This window comes from Thalassospira sp. CH_XMU1420-2, from assembly GCF_037029325.1.
In the GTDB taxonomy this organism is placed as follows: Bacteria; Pseudomonadota; Alphaproteobacteria; order Rhodospirillales; family Thalassospiraceae; genus Thalassospira; species Thalassospira povalilytica.
Map to the genome: position 1 here is coordinate 532,308 of NZ_JAYMEG010000001.1, position 19,996 is coordinate 552,303.

The 19,996-nt window shown below is 54.1% G+C and carries 16 protein-coding genes and 1 tRNA gene; 6 read left to right on the top strand and 11 right to left on the bottom strand.

The features are described from left to right. Positions 1–106: 106 nt before the first annotated feature. Positions 107–457 (top strand): hypothetical protein, encoded by a 351-nt coding sequence (locus WA429_RS02360; RefSeq protein WP_228194635.1) that lies wholly within the window; start codon positions 107–109, stop codon positions 455–457. A gap of 243 nt (positions 458–700) precedes the next feature. Here the strand turns inward: WA429_RS02360 and WA429_RS02365 are convergent, their stop codons facing one another. From WA429_RS02365 to WA429_RS02375, 3 genes are all read right to left on the bottom strand, one after another. Further along, a complete protein-coding gene (locus tag WA429_RS02365) occupies positions 701–952 on the bottom strand; it encodes a hypothetical protein (protein WP_101245329.1) in 252 nt (83 codons plus the stop codon). Between the two features lie 44 nt (positions 953–996). Beyond that, entirely contained in the window at positions 997–1,683 is a 687-nt protein-coding gene (bluB, locus tag WA429_RS02370; RefSeq protein ID WP_287464367.1) for a 5,6-dimethylbenzimidazole synthase, read from the bottom strand. 131 nt (positions 1,684–1,814) lie between these two features. Next, positions 1,815–3,128, bottom strand: coding sequence for an autotransporter domain-containing protein (locus WA429_RS02375; protein ID WP_287464366.1), 1,314 nt, complete (start codon positions 3,126–3,128; stop codon positions 1,815–1,817). A 307-nt stretch (positions 3,129–3,435) separates the two neighbouring features. On the opposite strand from WA429_RS02375, the gene WA429_RS02380 reads away from it, so the two are divergent. Next, positions 3,436–3,523 (top strand) — tRNA-Leu (locus WA429_RS02380). A 279-nt stretch (positions 3,524–3,802) separates the two neighbouring features. Here the strand turns inward: WA429_RS02380 and WA429_RS02385 are convergent. Next, positions 3,803–4,540 (bottom strand): substrate-binding periplasmic protein, encoded by a 738-nt coding sequence (locus tag WA429_RS02385; RefSeq protein WP_287464365.1) that lies wholly within the window; start codon positions 4,538–4,540, stop codon positions 3,803–3,805. A gap of 326 nt (positions 4,541–4,866) precedes the next feature. Here WA429_RS02385 and WA429_RS02390 point away from each other — a divergent pair, with 326 nt between their 5' ends. Continuing rightward, positions 4,867–5,253, top strand: a complete 387-nt coding sequence (locus WA429_RS02390; RefSeq protein ID WP_228195133.1) for a hypothetical protein — start codon at positions 4,867–4,869, stop codon at positions 5,251–5,253. Between the two features lie 29 nt (positions 5,254–5,282). On the opposite strand, the gene WA429_RS02395 is transcribed toward WA429_RS02390, so the two are convergent. Next, a complete protein-coding gene (locus tag WA429_RS02395; RefSeq protein WP_287464364.1) occupies positions 5,283–6,053 on the bottom strand; it encodes a substrate-binding periplasmic protein in 771 nt (256 codons plus the stop codon). Between the two features lie 276 nt (positions 6,054–6,329). On the opposite strand from WA429_RS02395, the gene WA429_RS02400 reads away from it, so the two are divergent. After that, complete coding sequence (locus WA429_RS02400; protein ID WP_101245334.1) at positions 6,330–6,605, top strand: DUF3572 domain-containing protein; 276 nt, start codon at positions 6,330–6,332, stop codon at positions 6,603–6,605. A gap of 6 nt (positions 6,606–6,611) precedes the next feature. Here WA429_RS02400 and WA429_RS02405 read toward each other — a convergent pair whose 3' ends face one another. Both WA429_RS02405 and WA429_RS02410 read right to left on the bottom strand, forming a co-directional pair. Further along, entirely contained in the window at positions 6,612–7,172 is a 561-nt protein-coding gene (locus tag WA429_RS02405) for a GNAT family N-acetyltransferase (RefSeq protein ID WP_287464363.1), read from the bottom strand. Between the two features lie 37 nt (positions 7,173–7,209). After that, on the bottom strand, positions 7,210–8,040 hold the full coding sequence (locus tag WA429_RS02410; RefSeq protein WP_101245335.1) for an undecaprenyl-diphosphate phosphatase: 831 nt from the start codon (positions 8,038–8,040) through the stop codon (positions 7,210–7,212). A 265-nt stretch (positions 8,041–8,305) separates the two neighbouring features. Here WA429_RS02410 and WA429_RS02415 point away from each other — a divergent pair, with 265 nt between their 5' ends. Together WA429_RS02415 and gltB are read left to right on the top strand one after the other, a co-directional pair. Then, on the top strand, positions 8,306–9,736 hold the full coding sequence (locus WA429_RS02415; protein WP_287464362.1) for an NAD(P)-dependent oxidoreductase: 1,431 nt from the start codon (positions 8,306–8,308) through the stop codon (positions 9,734–9,736). A 29-nt stretch (positions 9,737–9,765) separates the two neighbouring features. After that, positions 9,766–14,331 (top strand): glutamate synthase large subunit, encoded by a 4,566-nt coding sequence (gene gltB / locus WA429_RS02420; protein ID WP_250281721.1) that lies wholly within the window; start codon positions 9,766–9,768, stop codon positions 14,329–14,331. Positions 14,332–14,574: 243 nt separating this feature from the next. Here the strand turns inward: gltB and WA429_RS02425 are convergent, their stop codons facing one another. The 4 genes from WA429_RS02425 to WA429_RS02440 all read right to left on the bottom strand — a co-directional run bounded on the left by WA429_RS02425 (position 14,575) and on the right by WA429_RS02440 (position 19,742). Continuing rightward, positions 14,575–14,721, bottom strand: a complete 147-nt coding sequence (locus WA429_RS02425) for a hypothetical protein (RefSeq protein ID WP_233432961.1) — start codon at positions 14,719–14,721, stop codon at positions 14,575–14,577. 218 nt (positions 14,722–14,939) lie between these two features. Further along, on the bottom strand, positions 14,940–15,164 hold the full coding sequence (locus WA429_RS02430) for a hypothetical protein (protein WP_101245338.1): 225 nt from the start codon (positions 15,162–15,164) through the stop codon (positions 14,940–14,942). A 273-nt stretch (positions 15,165–15,437) separates the two neighbouring features. Then, positions 15,438–17,795: an ATP-binding protein gene (locus WA429_RS02435; RefSeq protein WP_287464361.1), complete on the bottom strand. Its 2,358-nt coding sequence runs from the start codon at positions 17,793–17,795 to the stop codon at positions 15,438–15,440. Positions 17,796–17,837: 42 nt separating this feature from the next. Then, positions 17,838–19,742, bottom strand: a complete 1,905-nt coding sequence (locus tag WA429_RS02440) for an ABC transporter substrate-binding protein (protein ID WP_287464360.1) — start codon at positions 19,740–19,742, stop codon at positions 17,838–17,840. Positions 19,743–19,996: the final 254 nt, after the last annotated feature.

Here is a 19,996-nt window from a genome sequence, read left to right on the forward strand (position 1 = left end):
ATCCTCGATCCTTTACGTCATGTCAGCTTTGATCAATTGCGTTTGGTCAAAGCATCGCGCGGGATGGATGTCTAGAATGGTTCTGACCTTGAACAAAGGACAGGGCATGGAACAGCATCACAACGACCCCGATCGCAGTCCCGAACAGGATATTCGCAACAGCAAGGCTGCGCGTGAGGCCCGGTCGATCGTGCGCTTCATGATCGAACATACTGCCTATGGCGGGTTTGGTGCCTTGGTGTTTGGTGGGCTGGTTCTTTATTTCGACATTGGCGGCATATACAGCCTTGCGATGGCATCGCGGGATGCGCCGATTTTTGTGTTTTTGCTGTTTTTCGGACTGTTCGTTACCTTTGGCGGGATCAGTCTTGGCATCGGGATTATGACGCTTGGCGGTTTTTCCGATGATGACCGATACCGGGATGAACGATCCCGAAATCAAAGACATGATGATTAGGGGCAGGACCTGATAATTTGATCGGAGCGGCAGAGCTTATATCTGCAGGGTATGCATCGTCGCGAAACCCTGAATGATTCCTTTCTGCTCTCCGGCGGTTTCGTTTGGCGGCCCAGCGCAAACCCGAGCGGCTACGCGAACCAAATTAAAAGGTCATGATCCGTGGGATCGACAAGAAAAAGGCGCCCGACCAGCGGCGCCTTTGCTGCAATCTGGGGTGAAATATCCTGTTTAAATGCCTTCTTACGGGCGGTCTGCCCCGGACTTTTTGACGATGATACGTGCCACGATCATCCCGATGATCCAGCCCGCCAACGGAACCACAAAAATATAGTCAAACAGTGGATGAGCGGTGTCGCCGCCCGATGCAGCCAGAATAAAACCGACCCAGCCAGCCGTCAGCAAATAGCCCATGATCTTGAAATAGACACCGTTTGACAGGCCTTTCTTCTCAGGCTGTTCGGGGGTGTTTGGTTGGGTTTTGTCGGCGGACATCCTGGTATCCTTGTATCATGAAATGGGAATAGATGCGGGCGTTATCAGCGTTCAAGGGTCAGGGCATCGGGATCAATGCGATCCTGCCAACCTTCGCGGACCAGTTCGGGAACGATGTGGTCTTCTTCCGGATAGCCGATACACAGATAGGCAATCAGTCGCCAGTGATCGGGGACTTCAAGGGTTTTGCCAACCACATCGGGTTCAAGGATTGAGACCCAGCCCACACCAATGCCTTTTACCCGGGCTGCCAGCCACAAAAGCTGAACCGCTGCCACAGCAGAATAATCAAGCATTTCAGGCATGGTCTTGCGGCCAAGCCCCATGCCGGCTTCGGTTTCTTCGTCGGCAAAAACGGCAAGCTGTACGGGGGCTTGATCCATGCCCTGAAGTTTCAGGGACGCATACATTTTTGCCCGTTCACCATGATAGTCATTAAGCGCGTCATTGTTGGCGCGTTCGAAACTGTCGCGAATGGCTTTGCGTCGTTCGGGGGTATTGACCTTTACAAATCGCCAGGGCTGGCAATTGCCAACCGACGGCGCAAGGCAGGCTTCCTTGATCAGGTCATTGATATCATCTTGCGGGATCGGGTCGGTGCGGAACCGCCGCACATCACGCCGCCACAGCAGCAGATCGATGAACTGTTTTTGAAAATTCCGGTCAAAGACCGGCGGGGTCAGGGTTTTGGTATCCACCGTGGACCGGTTTCCCGGATCTGGCTTGTTCATGGCGCAAACCTGCTGGAATTGGCGTGATTTCTGTATTTCTGTTTGCACCCTACCTGTCACAGGGGGGATCGCCAATAGCAAGATGCCGTCTTTGGTGATATTGGCGCTGCGCCAATGATTTGGGTTACATCCTAGAACGGAAAATCGATGGTAAGTAGCCCGGAATAGTCGCTGTGCCGGACTTCATAGGTGAATTTTCGGCGTACTTCAAAACTCAACTGGCCGGGAATTGCGCCCCAGTTCTGGGTAATGCCGCCGCCCGTATCGAGATACATATTCGTACTTTCAACCATCAGAAACGGCTGCAGGGTCACATAGCTTTGGGGTAAATCGCGGGTCAGCGCGATTTCGGACCGAATACCTTCCAGCGGTTCGCTGTCGGTTGCGACTTCGCGGAAGCCGGTGATGCTAAGATCAAATTTCAGCGGGTCATAGCGGTATTCCGATCCGCCGTAATAACGTGTTGATCCGCTGCGTCCATAATTCTGGTTCAACAGCGAAATCGTTTCTTCCTGACCGGCAAAGGGCGTGATTTTGTGACGGCCAAGATCAAGGTCGTATCGTGCTTCAAGTGCTGCATCAAACAGCCTTGTTGTCGCGGTTTTTGCGGTGATGGTGCTGCCATCGGTCGCCCGCGCAGAGCCGATATATTCATGGGCGGTGATCATATCGCCATCAAGCTGCAAGCTTACCGGCAAGCCGCCAAAATCGTATTTCGAGGCAAACCCGATCGAGTTGGAAAACGTGTTGCTTTCAAGGCGTTCGGCATAGGGTACATCACTTGGCGGGGATGCGATGGCCGATTGGCTGATCATGCTTTTGCCAAAGCTCAGACTGCCGCGCAGATTAAGCCAGTCCGTCATGCGGGCGACGAAATAGGGGGAAACTGCAAGGTTGCTTTCGCGATATCGCAATTGCCGGGACCCTGTTTCGCCCAGAGTATTGCCCCAGCCAATGCCAAGGCCAACGACAAGGCCGTCATCAAGCAAATAGTCAACGCCACTATCAATCGAAACCGAATCACCGCTTAATCCCGGATCATATCCGGCCCGGGTGATGCGGTTTTCAAGATCGGTGTGGTTGCCGACCACCCAGATGCTGATGGGGACGCGCACGGTGCGTGACTGCATGGGGAAGGTTCCCGCCGCACTGTCAAAATCGATACGCCGGGCAAGAGACGTTAGTGCTGCGCGACCGCCAAAGACTTCGACACTCGGGTCCGTGTTTGTATCAAGATACAGCGACGGGGATGTTTCATCGGCCGGGTCAACAAAATCGTCAAACAACAGCGGTGATATGGTGCTTTCATACAGATCGTTGTCGATCTTGTCATAAAGCCGGTTCATATGACGTCGGCGGTTATCCGCACGGTTCAAGGTTTCGCTTCGCAAAATCAATGAATCAGGGCGCGCTCCGCCGTCGCCGGCAAAGGCCAGCGAGATCATTCTTGGGAGAACCCCGCGGTGGTAATACAGCGCAGCGGTTGCGATGCAAACCGTGGCCGCGAGGGCAGTTTTCAGATGCCGGTGCATGTGCGATACAGCGCGTTGATTGGTATCTGGCACCATGTTGCAGGGCAAAAGTGCAGGGATTATGGAGTAAGGCGGGCAATTTTGCCGTAATCAGTATCTGGTGGCTGTTGATCGGGGATCATTTCTGTGTGACGCGATAAAGCAGCAATAGGATGTTGCACCAATTTCAAAGCCGCGCTAGAACCCTTTTTCCGGTTACAGGCCGGGTGCGACACGCAATGCGGGCGTGGCGAAATTGGTAAACGCAGCGGACTTAAAATCCGCCGGCCCTAAAGGCTTTGCCGGTTCAAGTCCGGCCGCCCGCACCATCTTTTACCGACCATTTTTGATTGTCCTTAGCGGTTGCCTTTGATAGCCGGGCATCAAATCGGCCTGATTGCGCCATTAAATTACCTGTTTTGCATTTTAGCGTTTGCTTTCGCTGTCCTTTGGCCGTGTTTGCCATTGGACGTGGTTTGCGCTGCGCAAATTCAGGAGACAGAAAAATGATCCATCTGATCGCATTTGGCGTTATTGCCCTTACAGCACTGACCGTGGCCTGAGGCCAGTTTATCTGCCGCCAAATTCAGCAATCGGCGGCATCCGTTCTAATTCGTATCAATCCGGATTTGCTGTATGAGTGGTGTCGGCTTGGCCTTTGCCAGGTGCTGGCGAATGTGTTCCATGTTCAGCCGAGATGCCGGTGATGTCGCGAAATAGAACGTTTGGGTGGCAACGGGCGTGTTGCTGATATGAATGACACGGCCAAGTTCAGGGTGCGCCTGTATCAGGGCGTCGGCCACAGATTTTTCCATCAACCCGCCATCGGCGCGCCTTGATGCCACCATGCGCAGGATCGAAAAATCGTCGACCACTTCCATGATGTCGACTTCGTCGCGGCGGTTTTCGAATTCATCGCCATACCAATATCCCGCACCCAGAGCGATGCGGTGTTCCCATAGTTGATCCGTCGGAAGCGGGTAGTCACGGTGCGACAGCAGTACCGTGTCGCTGATCAAAATCGGGAACTCGTATTCAAGACCATAATGTTGTGCCTGTCCGGCTTCGGCGCAGAAGATGACGTCGACATCCCCGTTGCGTGCCGCATCAATTGCGCGCTTCCAAGGGTATATTTCGATCCTGGTCTTGTATCCGAAGGATGCCAGCAATTCTTCGACATAATCGACCAGAATGCCCCCGGGGCTGTTGCCTTCGGTAACGTATGGTGGCCTCGGGCTGCAGGATGCGACGATCTCGATGCCGGTTTCGCCGCTGGCATGCCCGACGGAGGGCAGGAAAAGGCATGCCGTTATCAGGCATCCGATGATTTTCAATTTACGCAGCATCCAAAGGTCCCGGTCTCATGCATTGTTGTTTTTATGTATGGCGGGTGGTCGGCTCTTTACAGGGCTGAAGTCGATACTTGCGGATTGTCTTCAATCCTGCTGTCCGGGAAGTGTTTGAAAAAACGGAAAACAGCGCGGTAAAATCTTGGAAAAGGTTTTAGGGCATCATAGCTGCGCGTTGTCTTTCGGGATGTGATGCATGGTGATGCCCTTCTTGTTCAAAGCCCGCGTATTGATGGTTTACCTGATGTAAATCGGTTGGGGCTACGGTCTGTTTTCGGGCAGGGGCTGGCTTTGCCGGCCACAGGGGAAAAGATCGAGTGAACATGATCGAGAAAGAAGATGATGCGCCGCGCAAAAAAGAACGGATTGGCAAATATGTTGCCCCCGAAGAGCGCGCTGCGAACATCGTAAAACAACTCGACGAGTTCCTGCGCAAAGGTCCGCGAAAGGGGCTGAAATATTCCCGCTGGCAGCAGCTTGCCTGGTACGAGATTGTCGATGAAATCAAGCGCGCAGAAGCTGCGCAGAAAAATCAGGATACCCTGACCAAGTCCGCATTCCTGAGCCTTGCTATCGGGTTCGGAACAGTGGGGTTTTGGGGGCTGGTGCTTATGGCGGGGAACGGCCTGGGTGGTGTTGCTGCTGCTGTGATTGTCATTGCTGGCCTGGTGATCTGGCGGGCCATGTCCAAGGCCAAATGGTTTAAATAACTTCCGGCTCTCGTCAGGTGTGGCGTCGATCAGTTTGTGCTTTCTTCAAGGCCCAGCGCCTGCGCGACCCCGTATTTTTGGGCGATCGTTCTGAACCGCTCGGATTGGCGGAAAGTCGTAATGGTTGTGTCCATTTGTGCGATAAAGCTGCGTGTTATGTCGGAAACATGACAAACAATCGCATTTCGTGTTTTTGTCAGAATCAGCGATTGGCTGTATTGCGGTGATCCGAGTTTAAGATCCTGAAAAGTGATCTGAAAATCAGGAGACCATCCAACAATCGCATCGAGATGGCCGGCAACCAGCATGCTTACTTTGTTATCCTGCAGCGGGATAAGGGCAACCTGTGCGTCAGCGTTGCGGAGTTCCTGTTCGACATTTGACCCGATTGTCAGTCCAATCGATCTGCCGGCAATTTCTTCCATGGATGTAATTGGCGCAGTTCCGGGGGCGGTGAAAATATGCTGGGTCGCCTCAAAGACGAAGGTGCTTTCAAGAATGTCGATGTCATTTCCGACCAGCTTGACGATCAGGGTGCGGTCAACCGGCCAGATACAGTCGGCTTTGCGTTCGGCAAAGTCGACAACGGACCGTTTCAAAGGTCTAATGCGAATTTCCGGGCGGTAATTTTCGATTGTGACGAGTGACGTCAAAATGTCGGCATAAAAACCTTGCCCGTCGTTGGTGTTCAAACCTTCGGCAAGCTGGATGGACGCAATCTTGATCGTGTGATCATCGGCCATGGCCCTGCCAATGGATATGATCATCACGGTCAGTGCAATCAGCAGCATTTTGACCATAGAAAACCTGCATGTATCAGTTTTCTTATCTATGCCCGATTTGCGCAGAAGAACACGGTCGGCCCGCGTCAGTACATTCCGCGTTTGTTGCAAATGAAAGGCATCATTGCTTGATGTGTGGTCTGCGCATTGAAATTACAGCGGGCGATCCAAAGGTTTTCCGCTAGTGTCATGGTTTGATGGATGAAATATCCTGCGGTGGTGCTTTGCTGCCTGATAGGGATATCTGTAAAGAATTGCGTAGTGTCGTGAATGTTGATGAGATAAGGGTGACAAATGAACAAGGAAGCCGCCGAGACGCTGGCCATTCGGGCGATTGCACATATCGCCGGGGATGATGAATTGCTGCAGGGGCTGGTTGCGCAAACCGGGCTGGGGCTGGATGATCTGCGTGCCGGGATTACGTCAAACGAAGTGCAGCTTGGCGCACTTGAATTTCTGTTATCGCATGAGCCGTTCCTGATGCGATTTGTTGATGATTCCGATTACGCGCCCGAAGACCCGGCGCGTGCACAAATGGTGTTGGCCGGTGGTCCGGTTTGGCAGGATTAAGGGGGGCTATTTACCGGTTTCGACAAGCACGGGTTTGTCAGGAATGGACGGGCGTGGGTCGGTTCTGAGCAGGCCGTAAATGACCGAGTCCCGGATGCCGATATGGGTAACCCATTCCCCGCGCAGGACGCCTTCCCGGGTAAAGCCAAGTTTTTCAAATGTTTTGACGGATGCATGATTGTCCGGGTCTATGTCGGCATAGATCCGGCGTGCTGTTGTCGTGGCAAAAAGATACTCAATGGCGACAGATAGCGCACGCGCAGCGATGTTTTGTCCCCGTGTGGCGGGCGACACCATGCAGGCGGCTTCCCAGACATCCTTGTCATGGCCAGTGTTAAAAAGCGAAATTCGCCCGATGGCCGGGCCGTCGGGCGTCCGGGCAATGGCCCATGATGTCTTTTCGAACCCGGTGGTCCAGTCGGTCAGTTTTGCAATGGTTGCATCAATGTCTGCAAAGGCCGGTTCCGGAAGCCAAAGGCAGCATTGCGGGTCGCCGAATATGGTGTGCAATGCCGGGCCATCGGCAACCGGATCAAGCGGACGCAGGTAGATGGGGGAATGTACCATTCTGTTTGGTGCCTGCCAGCCGGAATAACAAAACCGGTCAGCTCATGAAGGGCAGCGGCGCGCCACCATAAACGTAAAGCCAGATCAGCAGACCACCACCAAGCAGGATGCGATAGATCGCAAACGGGGTGAAGCTTGAACGCTTCAACCAGCTCATCAACACTGCAATGGCGATAAGTGCTGTCAGGAAAGAAAGCCCGGCTGCGAGAAGCACGTCCTGGTTAAGGGCGATGTTCCCTGCCTGATGCAGGTCGATACCGGCCAGAAGACCTGCTCCCAAAATAACCGGAATGGACATCAGCATCGAAAACTGTGCAGCGTCGGAACGCTCGTAGCCCATAAAACGGGCGGCGGTCATGGTGATGCCTGATCGGCTGGTGCCCGGAATAAGGGCCAAGACCTGTGCCAGACCGATAAACAGTGCGCCGCCCCAGCGCATATGTTCGAGCCGGTTGATCGTCATCCCGACCTTGTCCGCAATCCAGAGCAGGATCCCAAAGCCGAGTGTGGTCCATGCTATGATCTCGACAGAACGCAATTGTTCCTCGATGCCCGAGACCTTGAGATAGAAACCGACCGCGACGACCGGGATTGTCGCAAGCACAATGTGAATTGCCAGACGGGCACCTGCGTTGATTCGCCCGGTAAACAGCCGGACGAATCCGCCGAGCATGGCGAACACATCGCGCCAGAAATAGATCAAAACAGCTGCCAAAGTACCGACATGAACCGCAACATCTACCAACAAACCCTGATCCGGACTGCCGGTCAGGGCCGGTGCCAGAATGAGATGTCCTGATGAGCTGATGGGAAGAAATTCGGTGATCCCCTGGACGACTGCCAGAAGAATAATGTGCTGTAAGGTCACGCCGGCCTCTGTGCCTGTTCGCTTTAAAAACTCATCGCTTATAGCAGTTTAGCGTGATTCGGCGAAATGCATAAATAGTTCCATTTCGGTACTAATGAAACTTTATTGCGGGCCAAACCGGCAGTGATTTCTGGAAGACCCGAAAAATTGTGCGGATATTTATGTCAGCAAAACTGACCTATAATGCATTTTGTGCTAGATTCTTGCGTATTTGGCACGTATACAGACCGAAACCCGCAACATAAAACCCTTCCAGAGGGCCGTCATGACAGAAAAGATGCTGAAATTTGTTCATCTCGAACAAAAATATCCGCACAAAAGAGAGGCGTCCGAGCGTCGGACAGACTTCAACGAAATCTATGAAGCATTCGAGGACGACAAGGCTGCCGATCAGGCGTCGCGTTGTTCCCAGTGTGGCGTGCCGTTCTGCCAGGCCCATTGCCCGCTTTATAACAACATCCCCGATTGGTTGCGCCTGACCACCGAAGGTCGCCTTGAGGAGGCTTATGCCATCTCGGCCGCAACCAACAACATGCCCGAAGTTACGGGTCGCATCTGTCCGCAGGATCGCCTGTGCGAAGGCAATTGCGTGATCGAACAGTCAACCCATGGTGCTGTCACCATCGGTTCGGTCGAGAAATACATCACCGATACCGCCTTTGCGAACGGTTGGGTCAAGGCCCCGAAGCCGGCAAAGGAAAACGGCATGTCGGTCGGTATCATCGGCGGTGGCCCGGGAGGTATGGCAGCTGCCGAGCAGCTGCGTCTCAAAGGATATGAAGTCCATATCTATGACCGTTATGACCGTATGGGCGGCCTGCTGGTTTATGGTATTCCGGGCTTCAAGCTTGAAAAAGATGTGGTCGAGCGCCGGGTCAAGCTTCTTGAGGAAGGTGGTGTTATCATGCACACCGAATTCGAGGTTGGCCGCGATGCGACCCTTGATGATCTGCGCAAGAAGCATGACAGCATTCTGATCGCGACCGGCGTTTACAAGGCCCGCGAATTGAAACTGCCGGGGGCCGGTCTTGGCAATGTTTATCCCGCACTTGAATATCTGACCACGTCCAACCGCCATGGTCTGGGTGACAAGGTTCCGGCATATGAAGACGGAACGCTGAACGCCAAGGACAAGAATGTTGTCGTGATCGGTGGTGGTGATACCGCCATGGACTGTGTCCGTACCGCGATCCGTCAGGGGGCGAAGTCGGTCAAATGTCTCTATCGCCGTGACCGTGCCAACATGCCCGGTTCCCAGCGCGAAGTTGCCAATGCCGAGGAAGAAGGCGTCGAGTTTGTCTGGCTGACCAACCCGGAAGCCTTTGTCGGCGATGACAAGGTCACCGGTGTTCGCGCCGTGAAAATGCGCCTTGGTGCCCCCGATGCCGGTGGCCGCCAGAGCCCGGAAATCATCGAAGGATCGAGCTATACCATGGATGCCGACATGGTCATCCTGGCACTTGGCTTCGAGCCCGAAGATCTGCCGACCCTGTTTGATGCGCCGGAACTTGGTGTGTCACGTTGGGGCACGGTCAAAATCGATTTCCGCACGATGATGACCAATCTTGATGGCGTGTTTGCTGCTGGTGACATCGCCCGTGGGGCGTCGCTTGTTGTGTGGGCGATCCGTGATGGCCGTGATGCGGCAGATCGAATTGATGAGTATTTGCTGGCGCGCAAAGAAGCTGCTGCTTAAGCCCGCTGCCGCATTAGGAGAGAGAAGTTATGAACAAGATCGTTCAGGACAAATTGGATCAGGGCCGCGGTGCTGCCGAGATCGCCCGTTTTGAGAAAAACGCGGCACATCTTGAAGCCAGTGGCATGTATGACCCGGCCGAAGAACACGCCAACTGTGGTGTGGGTCTTGTCGGCGCCATTGATGGCAAACCGCGCCGCGAAGTGGTTGAAGCCGGTATCGAAGCCCTGAAGGCAATCTGGCACCGTGGTGCTGTTGATGCCGATGGCAAAACCGGTGACGGCGCTGGTATCCACCTTCAGATCCCGCAGGATTTCTTCAAGGCTTACCTTAAGGTGATCAACCAGGAAGCCCCGGAAAGCCTGATTGCAGTTGGTCAGGTGTTCCTGCCGCGTATCGACATGTCGGCACAGGAACGTTGCCGTGCGATCGTTGAAACCGAAATCCTCAAACAGGGTTATGGCATTCTTGGTTGGCGTCAGGTCCCGGTTGATGTTTCGGTCATCGGTGAAAAGGCAAACCAGACCCGCCCGGAAATCGAACAGGTTCTGATCGGTGTCCGTGACGATGTCGACGAAGAGAAATTCGAAATCGACCTTTATGCGATCCGTCGTCGTATCGAAAAGGCAGTTCTGTCCGAAGCGATCAAGGATTTCTACATCTGTTCGATGTCGTGCCGTTCGATCATCTACAAGGGCATGTTCCTGGCAGAAGATGTTGATACCTTCTATCCGGACCTGCGCGACGAACGCTTTATTTCAAGCTTCTGCGTCTATCATCAGCGTTATTCGACCAACACTTTCCCGAGCTGGCCGCTGGCACAGCCGTTCCGGGTTCTTGCTCATAACGGCGAAATCAACACGCTGCGCGGTAACGTCAACTGGATGAAAAGTCACGAAGCCCGTATGGCGCACGAAGTGTTCGCCGACAGCATCGATGACCTCAAACCGGTTATTCAGCCGGGCTCGTCTGACTCGGCTGCTCTTGATGCGGTGTTCGAATTGATGATCCGTGCCGGCCGTGACCTTCCGATGGTGAAAACCATGATGGTTCCGGAAGCATGGTCAAAAAAGGCATCGACGCCTGACAGCTATAAAAACCTGTATGCCTATTGCAACGCTGTGATGGAGCCGTGGGACGGTCCGGCAGCACTTGCAGCATATGGTGGTAAATGGCTTCTGGGTGGTACGGACCGTAACGGTTTGCGTCCGCTGCGTTATGCAGTCACCGGTAACGGCCTTCTGATCGCCGGTTCCGAAGCCGGTATGGTGCATATCGACGAAGAAAGCTGCATTGAAAAAGGCCGCCTTGGCCCGGGCCAGATGATTGCCGTCAACCTCGAAGAGGGCAAGCTGTATCATGACCGCGAGCTTAAGGACAAACTGGCCAACCGGCGTGACTGGTCGAAATGGGTCGGTCGCACCAAGGTTCTTGATGACCTGATTTCACCGGAACATACCGAGCCGTCGCATATCGAAAAAGAACGTCTGCTGCGTCTGCAAAAGGCGATGGGCCTGACCCACGAAGATCTTGAGCTGATCCTTCATCCGATGGGTGAAGACGGCAAGGAAGCCATTGGCTCGATGGGGGATGACACCCCGCTTGCGATCCTTTCGGATCGGTATCGTGGCCTGCATCACTTCTTCCGTCAGAACTTCTCTCAGGTGACCAACCCGCCGATCGATTCCCTTCGTGAAGCGCGCGTCATGAGCCTGAAGACCCGCCTTGGTAACCTTGGCAACGTTCTGGACGAAGATGAAAGCCAGTGTGATCTGCTTCAGCTCGAAAGCCCGGTTCTGACCAACGCCGAATATGACGCCATGCGTGGCTATATGGGTGACACGGCTGTCGAGATTGACACCACCTTTGATATCAATGGTGGCCAGTCGGCCCTGCGCGATGCGATTTCCCGTATTCAGCGCGAAGCCGAAGAAGCCGTTCGTGGCGGTGCATTGCACATCATCCTGACCGATGAAGCGATCAGCGAAGAACGTGCAGCAATCCCGATGATCCTTGCGACCGGTGGTGTTCACAGCCATCTCGTCAAGACGTCACTGCGTACCTATATCTCACTGAACGTGCGTTCGGCGGAATGCATGGACGTGCACTACTTCGCGGTTTTGATCGGTGTTGGCGCAACCACGGTTAACGCCTATCTGGCGCAGGAAGGTCTGCTTGACCGTTATGCACGTGGCCTGTTCCCGAATGTGAACAGCACCGCCGAAGTCATGCAGCGCTTCAAGGCCGCAATTGATGCGGGCTTGCTCAAGATCATGTCCAAAATGGGCATTTCGATCATCAGTTCCTATCGCGGTGGCTATAACTTTGAAAGTATCGGCCTGTCGCGTTCGCTGGTGGCCGAATTCTTCCCGGGCATGCCGTCGCGTATTTCGGGCATCGGTCTTCAGGGTATCCAGCGCCGCACGATCGCCCAGCATAAAGAAGCGTTTAACGGCAATGTCGTCAGCCTTCCGGTTGGTGGTCTTTACAAATATCGTCGCAGTGGCGAACGCCATGTCTGGACCGGTCCGCTGATCCATACATTGCAGTCTTCTGTCACGACGGGCAGCTACAACACGTTCCGCAAGTTCTCGGAAGGTCTGCGTTCGCGTGAACCGCTGCATCTGCGTGACTTGCTTGATTTCCGTTCCGATCGCAGCCCTGTTCACCAGGACAAGGTCGAAAGCATCACCGAAATCCGCAAACGTTTCGTCACCCCGGGCATGTCCCATGGCGCATTGTCGACCGAGGCCCACGAGGCGTTGGCGATTGCCATGAACCGCATCGGTGCGAAATCGAACTCGGGTGAAGGTGGTGAATCGCGTGAACGTTTCCGTCCGCGTGCGAACGGTGACAATGCGCGTTCCTCGATCAAACAGGTTGCGTCGGGTCGCTTTGGTGTGACGGCTGAATATCTGAACAACTGTGAAGAAATTCAGATCAAGGTCGCCCAGGGTGCAAAACCGGGCGAAGGTGGTCAGCTTCCGGGCTTCAAGGTCACGGTTGAAATTGCACAGCTGCGTCATGCGACGCCGGGTGTGACCCTGATTTCGCCGCCGCCGCATCATGACATCTATTCGATCGAAGATCTGGCGCAGCTGATCTATGACCTCAAACAGATCAACCCGCGTTGCCGCGTTTGCGTCAAGCTGGTGTCGCGTTCGGGTGTTGGTACGATTGCAGCCGGTGTTGCCAAGGCAAAAGCCGACGTGATCCTGATTTCCGGTTATGATGGCGGTACGGGTGCAAGCCCGCAGACCTCGATCAAATATGCAGGCGTTCCGTGGGAAATGGGCCTGTCAGAAGTGAACCAGGTTCTGACGCTCAATAACCTGCGTGACAAAGTCAAACTGCGCGTTGACGGTGGTTTCAAAACCGGTCGTGACGTTGTGATTGGTGCGATGCTTGGTGCCGAGGAATTCGGTATCGGTACGGCTTCCCTGATCGCCCTTGGCTGCATCATGGTCCGTCAGTGCCATTCCAACACCTGTCCGGTTGGTGTCTGTACCCAGGATCCGGCACTGCGTGCCAAGTTCGTTGGTACGGCCGACAAACTGGTCAACCTGTTCACCTTCATGGCCGAAGAAGTCAAAGACGTTCTGGCCGAGCTTGGCTATGACAAGCTGGAAGACGTAATTGGCCGCTCCGACCTGCTTCAGCAGGTTCACCGTGGCGCGAAAGACCTTGTTGACCTTGATTTGAACCCGCTGCTGGCACAGGCTGATGCCGGTGATCATGCACGCTTCTGCACCATCGAAGGCCGCAACGAAGTCCCGGATACCCTTGATGCCCAGATGATCAAGGATGCCCGTCCGCTTCTTGAAGACGGCGAGAAGATGCAGCTTCAGTACAACATTCAGAATACCCAGCGTGCAATCGGGACCCGGATGTCGTCACTGATCACGCAGAAATACGGCATGACCGGCCTGAAACCGGGGCATCTGCATGTCCGTCTGCGCGGTTCGGCTGGTCAGTCACTTGGTGCCTTTGCGGTTCAGGGGCTCAAGATCGAAGTTCAGGGCGATGCCAACGACTATGTCGGCAAAGGCCTTTCGGGCGGGACGATTGTTCTGCGTCCGCGGCCTTCCAGCCCGCTTAAGACCAATGAAAACACCATCATCGGTAACACCATTCTTTATGGTGCGACGTCGGGCAAATTGTTTGCTGCGGGTCAGGCCGGTGAACGTTTCTGTGTGCGTAACTCCGGTGCGACCGTCGTGGTCGAAGGTTGTGGTTCGAACGGTTGTGAATACATGACCGGCGGTACCGCAGTTATTCTGGGCTCGGTCGGTGAAAACTTCGGGGCCGGCATGACCGGTGGCATGGCATTCATCTATGACGTTGAAGGCACCTTTGCAGACGTCGTCAATGATGGCTCCATCCTGTATCAGCGCATTGAAACCCAGTATTGGGACGAACATTGCCGTTCGCTTATTGAAGAGCATGTTGCAGAAACCGAAAGCGGTTATGCACGTACGATCCTTGATAACTGGGATCGTGAACGCGGCAACTTCTGGCAGATCGTGCCGAAGGAAATCGTCGACAAACTGGAACATCCTATTCGCTCCGAGAGCGAAAACCAGGCAACTGCGTGATCTGATCACGCTTTTGCGCAAGCTCCCTTGTCCAACACACCTGGACAATTGAACTGGCCCCGTACTTCGGTACGGGGCACTTTTCTTTGTTCGTGACGGATGGAGCGAGCAGGCAAAAAGGCGGGCCTTTTGGTCCGCCTTTTATTTTGTGACGTTGCCAATGTTGCGGGAAGGTGTGCAAAGGCGTCGCAAACAACGGATCGGTTCACGACGGGCAATTCATAAAGATGGCCGAAAAGAGCGTCAAAGCAGGATGTTAAGATAGGTCCCGCGACGCGCATTGTGATCAATCTGATCGGTGGCAATCAGATTACGCAGACGCGCAAGCTGTGCCGCAATGAAGCTGTCAGAAGATGGCTGGTCTGAATTGGCCGTAACACGCCCACCCATGCCCGGGACACCCTGGGGGCGGGATCGTGCATCCTGAAGTCCCGTTTGGGACGAACCTGTTCCAATTCTGTTGGCGACCATCATACCGTCCAAATGCGCAATATCCGCGAACCTTAGCACGGGGCTTACTGCTTGTCATGACCGGGTATTTGAAAGCATTCAAATACAAAAAGGGGTGGTCGCAGACCACCCCCGGAGGAAGCTAACGAGAGGGAAAATCACGTTAGGATATTAACCTTGGTGCCGCGATGGCCACTGGTTTCAAGGGGCTGATGTTCGGTCACAATGGATCCGATAACCTTGGCCAGGCCGGTCGCCTTGTTAATGGCACCTTCTGCTGCGGCAAAGGGCAGGGACGGGTCAGCACCACCATTCGGGGTGATGGCATCGTTAACAGCCTGTGCTGCGGCACCAAGTCCTGAACCTTGTACTGAACCGATCATCCTGACCTCTTCATGCTCGTGCGTAATCTGTCTGTTTATAAAGGTAGGGATGAAACAGATCAAAAAAAGTGACGGCTGTCACACCGGGCTGGTTACGAGCAGCTCCTCACACAAAGAACCGCAGTCACGCCAATTGCTTAGCGGGCAACTGTATCGAAAGAATTTTTTAACCTTTGCGCGATGATCGCGGTTTGAAATGCTGTTGTCTGGCGAAGGACTCGGATGGACTGGGGTCCGATCAAGGGGCGGATTTCCTGTTCTAATACACCGCTGTCAGGTTTTCTGCCGTTCGGCACGCAAGGCCAATGCATCATGGATGGCCTTTTGCAACTGGCTGGGGCGGAACGGCTTTTTGACAAACACGTAATTGCCGAGCAGCTTGTCGAGTTCCTTGCGCGAGCGCGCGGGATAGCCCGACATGAAAACAACGCCATAACGCGGGTTGCTGCGCAATGCCTCGATGACCAGTTGCGGCCCGCTTCGACCGGACATGACAACATCGGTCAGAATGACGTCAAACGGGTCATCCTGTTCGGCTGCACTTAGCAGGCTTAGCGCTTCTTCGGTGTTTTTGGCAGTTTCGGTTCTGAAGCCGACATCTTCAAGAATAATACGTGCGGTGGTGCGCAGTGCCTGTTCGTCATCGACAATCAGAACCCGCTCGCCATTGCCCGGGAATTTGTCGACTTCATCCACACGAAGGGTAGTCTCGCCGCCTGCTTCGGAGCGCGGCAGATAAACCGAGAAGGTCGTGCCTTCGCCTTCGATGCTTTCGACATTGATAAAGCCGTGTGATTCTTCGACCCAGCTGTGAACAATTGAAAGACCAAGACCGGTACCCTTGCCCGGTTCCTTGGTGGAGAAGAAGGGTTCGAAAATATTTTCGATAATGTCGTCGGGAATACCGGTACCGGTATCCTGTACCGTGATGACAACAAATTCGCCTGCGACATCTTCGGGATAGGTATCTTCATCCTCGTCCGGGTTGCGCTGGGCAAGGGGCGGGATTTCGACACTGCGCGACGATATTTGCAATGTGCCGCCATCGGGCATTGCATCACGCGCATTGATCGCAAGGTTAAGGATACAGGCCGAAAGCTGCGTCGGGTCGACGCGGGTGTAAAGTTCCGGATTGTCCGACCAGATTTGCAGTTCGATCCGGTGTTCGAGCAGTGTCAGCAGAAGTTTCTCCATCTCGGAGAAAATGCTTTGCACGCGGATATTGGTCGGCTGGTCAATGCGCCGCCGCGAGAACATCAGAAGCTGATCGGCAACACTGGTTGCACGTTCGCCAAGCGAGATGACGTGATCAAGATATTCCTTAACCCGTTCGGGATCATCGATTTTTGCACGGGCAACTTCGGCAAAGCTCAGAATGCCGGCAAGGCAGTTGTTGAATTCATGGGCAACCCCGCCGGCCATCTGACCAACAGCTTCAAGCTTTTGGGATGTGGCAAGCTGACGCTGAAGAGCTTGCTGTTCTTCGGCGGCGCGGTGCTGGGCGGTGATGTTGCTGCCGGTGCCGCGATATCCGTTAAATCGACCATCAAGCGAAAAGACCGGAACGCCGTTGATGCGGCCATAATTCTTTTCGCCTTTGCGTGACGTCCAGGAAAATTCGACATTCTGGAACGCCATATGGGCATCAAGCCTGCGTTGCAGATAGTGCCAACCTTCTGGATGTTCGGATGTCAGGCCAAGTTTGTCGAATGACTGCCCCTGTGGGGAGCCGTTAATTTCTTCGATCAGCTGATAGAATTTATAGGATGCGAACGCGATCTTGAGATCCGCACCCATTTCCCAGTACCAGTCCGCCGATGACAGGGTGAAGTCACGGAAACGTTCTTCGCTGTCGCGTAAGGCGTCCTGGGCGATCTGATGTTGCTGGGTTCGCCGTTCGAGACTTTCGGCCATGGCATTCAGGCCGCGCTCAAGGGTGCCGATTTCATCGCGTCCCATCGGTGTCAGCCGCGAGCTCAGTTTGCCAAGCTGGATCTTGTTCACGAACTGGGCAGCTGAAATCAGGCGTCGAAGAACGGTTTGCTGTGTGAACAGGAAAATCAGCGCAGATGTCATCAGAATACAGATTGCCGATCCGATCAGCAGGACCGACTGCATCTGGCGCTGGCTTTCTTCAAGGCCCTTGGTCGAGACTTTGAGAAACACATACATGAATGGCTGATTGGCATTCAGGCTGAAAAGCGGGGTGATCGAAACGATGCTGTGACCATCGACGTCATCGACTGTAAACAGCGCCGGTTCGGTCATGTTGGGGCGCAATTCATCGGACGGGAAATCCGGAAGAACGTCGGTTGAACTGCCGATCAGAAGCGGATCAATCGCATGATAAATCGTGCCGTCAAAGCCGATTGCCATGGCTTGCTGCAAATGATCGCCAAGCAGCAATTTCATCTGCTTTGCATCACTGAGAATGGAGACCTTGAGCTGTTCGTCCTGAATCAGGCGGCCGGGGGTGCTGATCTGTTCTGCAATGCGCCGGTCAATTTCGGCACCGAAATACTGAACGTAATAGCCGCCGAACAATCCAAGCAGGATGGTTTCGACAATCACAATCGCCAGTGCGATCTTGAAAACCAGGCTGCCGATCATTCGGTCAAACAGCTTCTTCACGCCTAGTCGTCCCCCCTGACCAATGATCCGAGCCCGTGCCGATTACTTTTGCTCAATATAATATTGGCTCGGGTTGGTCGGTGCCGGTGTTGCATAACTCCAGGCCGCCGGGATTACCTTTGGAACGTTGTGGAAGTTTTTGGCGACCACGCCTTTCCGGTTTGGCGGCAGAGCGATGCCCATAACGTAAAACTGATCGGCGCTGATGTCGAGGATGTCGCGCATCAGTTGATTTTGTCTTTCTGCATTCGCGGTTTCCTTGAGCTGGTTATAAAGGGCCAGCTGCTTTTGGACCGCTTCAGGTGGCGTCATGGCATCGGGGCTGTTCGGGTTGACGTACCAGTTGGCCCAGCCGGTTGCAAACCATGATGATTCGGCCGACATCGGAAGATAGTTGATCGGGATAACCATGGCATCAAGCCCGCCATCACCGCCCCAGGCACTTGCTTCGTGGTCGTTGCGTTCACGCAGCGAGACGAATTCGTCACGGGGCAGGTTTCTTGCGGTTACGTCGATACCGATATCACGCCAATACTGGATGACGGCATCAAGCATCGCGAACCGGTCGGCACCCTCTGTATCGATGGTGAAGGACAGGCGTTTGCCATCCGGACGCAACAAGAAGCCATCCTGATCCTTTTCCATCAGGCCGGCCTTGGCCAGATAGTCCGTTGCCAGTGCCTGGTCATAATGGATGTATTGGCGGGCAAGTACCGTGTGGTAAAGCGGGCTTTCCGGGCGCGGTGCTGCCTGATGGGGCAGGGCACCGGGCACGAAACGCGCAATGATGTTGTCACGGTCAATCGCATGCGAAAGCGCGATCCGGAAATCCTTGTTCTGGAAAATCTTGCGCAGTACCGGATCCTTGTCATTCAGGTTCAATGACAAGGTCAGAGTGTTCATGTCGCTTTCAATCAGCGTGAAGGGCAACAGATTGTCATTGGCAGCCAGAACTTCGTCCGCGCGTGTGCTGACATGGCGTTCCTGCATATTGACCTTGCCGGCAATCGCGGCATCCCCTGCGGCACTTTTCGACGGAACCAGAGTAAAGGATACCTCGTCGATATAGGGCAGCTGACGTCCGGTCGGATCTATTTTCCAGTAATAGGGATTGCGTTTGGCGATCAATGGATCGTCTTTGCCATAGACACCGGTCAGAACCCAGGCATTCAATGTCGGAACATCGGGATTAAGCCAGCGCGACGGATCGTCGATCGTTCCAGGATTGCCAAAAACATCAATGAAGCGATCTTTCCAACCCGCAAAGCCAAGAGCACGGGCTTCTTGATCGGCGTTCGGATTATATTTGGGCAAAAGCGGTTTTAAAAAATGTGCCGGATAGCTGACCGGTTCAACGCCTTCTGGCCGGGCAAGCGCGGTCGGGAACAGGCCATAAGGCGTGCTGAAGCGGAAGGCGACGGTATTTTCGTCGACTTCATCAATCTGAACGGCGTTTCCGCCAGCCGTCAGCCATTCGGGAACAGCATCGGGAAAGGCCGGGTTCAGCAGAATGTCTTCGTACCAGAACGTAATGTCATCAGCGGTAAATGGCGCGCCATCAGACCAGCGCATGCCAGGACGCAGACGGAAAAAGAACTCGGTCGCGTCACTGCTGGGCTGGAAGGAAAGGGCAACGTTCGGAATGGTCGATGTCCATTGCGGCGTCCAGCGCAAAAGCGGCTCGTAACCGATGTTGCGGATCAACAATGCCTGGTCGCGCTGATCGCGCTGGGCCATTTTCCAGGTGCCGCCATAGACACCAATTCGATCGTTTGGCGTGACAATCATCGGCGTGGTTGGTAGACGATCTTTGACAGGGGGAAGCGTTCCGGCGGCAACTTGCGACGCAAGGACCGGGGATTCACCAAATTCCACAGCACGCGCATCCGGGATGTTGACCAAAATGGTCCCCAGTGCGGCGATCAATATGTACTTAAACTGCTTCAAAGAAACTGAGCCCCCATCGTGTTGCCGTTTGATCGAAGGTATCGGCAAAACTATTCAAAGGTGGTGAATACCCTGAGTGGATACGAAGGTAAATACACCAGTGGGCTTGATAAACCCCAAAATGACAGGAATTGAACTTTCCTCCTGCGAAACAATTTACTTAATTGGATTGTTCTATTGGTGTTTTTACAATGGGTTGTATCGAATGGTTCGGTCTCTATCACGGCAAACCCCGCAGAACTGAAAGGTTTTGA

Coding starts and splice junctions, on each gene's coding strand:
- WA429_RS02360 (WP_228194635.1), top strand. CDS start 107: ATGGAACAGCATCACAACGACCCCGATCGCAGTCCCGAACAGGATATT.
- WA429_RS02365 (WP_101245329.1), bottom strand. CDS start 952: ATGTCCGCCGACAAAACCCAACCAAACACCCCCGAACAGCCTGAGAAG.
- bluB (WP_287464367.1), bottom strand. CDS start 1,683: ATGAACAAGCCAGATCCGGGAAACCGGTCCACGGTGGATACCAAAACC.
- WA429_RS02375 (WP_287464366.1), bottom strand. CDS start 3,128: ATGATCTCGCTGGCCTTTGCCGGCGACGGCGGAGCGCGCCCTGATTCA.
- WA429_RS02385 (WP_287464365.1), bottom strand. CDS start 4,540: ATGCTGCGTAAATTGAAAATCATCGGATGCCTGATAACGGCATGCCTT.
- WA429_RS02390 (WP_228195133.1), top strand. CDS start 4,867: ATGATCGAGAAAGAAGATGATGCGCCGCGCAAAAAAGAACGGATTGGC.
- WA429_RS02395 (WP_287464364.1), bottom strand. CDS start 6,053: ATGGTCAAAATGCTGCTGATTGCACTGACCGTGATGATCATATCCATT.
- WA429_RS02400 (WP_101245334.1), top strand. CDS start 6,330: ATGAACAAGGAAGCCGCCGAGACGCTGGCCATTCGGGCGATTGCACAT.
- WA429_RS02405 (WP_287464363.1), bottom strand. CDS start 7,172: ATGGTACATTCCCCCATCTACCTGCGTCCGCTTGATCCGGTTGCCGAT.
- WA429_RS02415 (WP_287464362.1), top strand. CDS start 8,306: ATGACAGAAAAGATGCTGAAATTTGTTCATCTCGAACAAAAATATCCG.
- gltB (WP_250281721.1), top strand. CDS start 9,766: ATGAACAAGATCGTTCAGGACAAATTGGATCAGGGCCGCGGTGCTGCC.
- WA429_RS02425 (WP_233432961.1), bottom strand. CDS start 14,721: ATGGGTGGGCGTGTTACGGCCAATTCAGACCAGCCATCTTCTGACAGC.
- WA429_RS02430 (WP_101245338.1), bottom strand. CDS start 15,164: ATGATCGGTTCAGTACAAGGTTCAGGACTTGGTGCCGCAGCACAGGCT.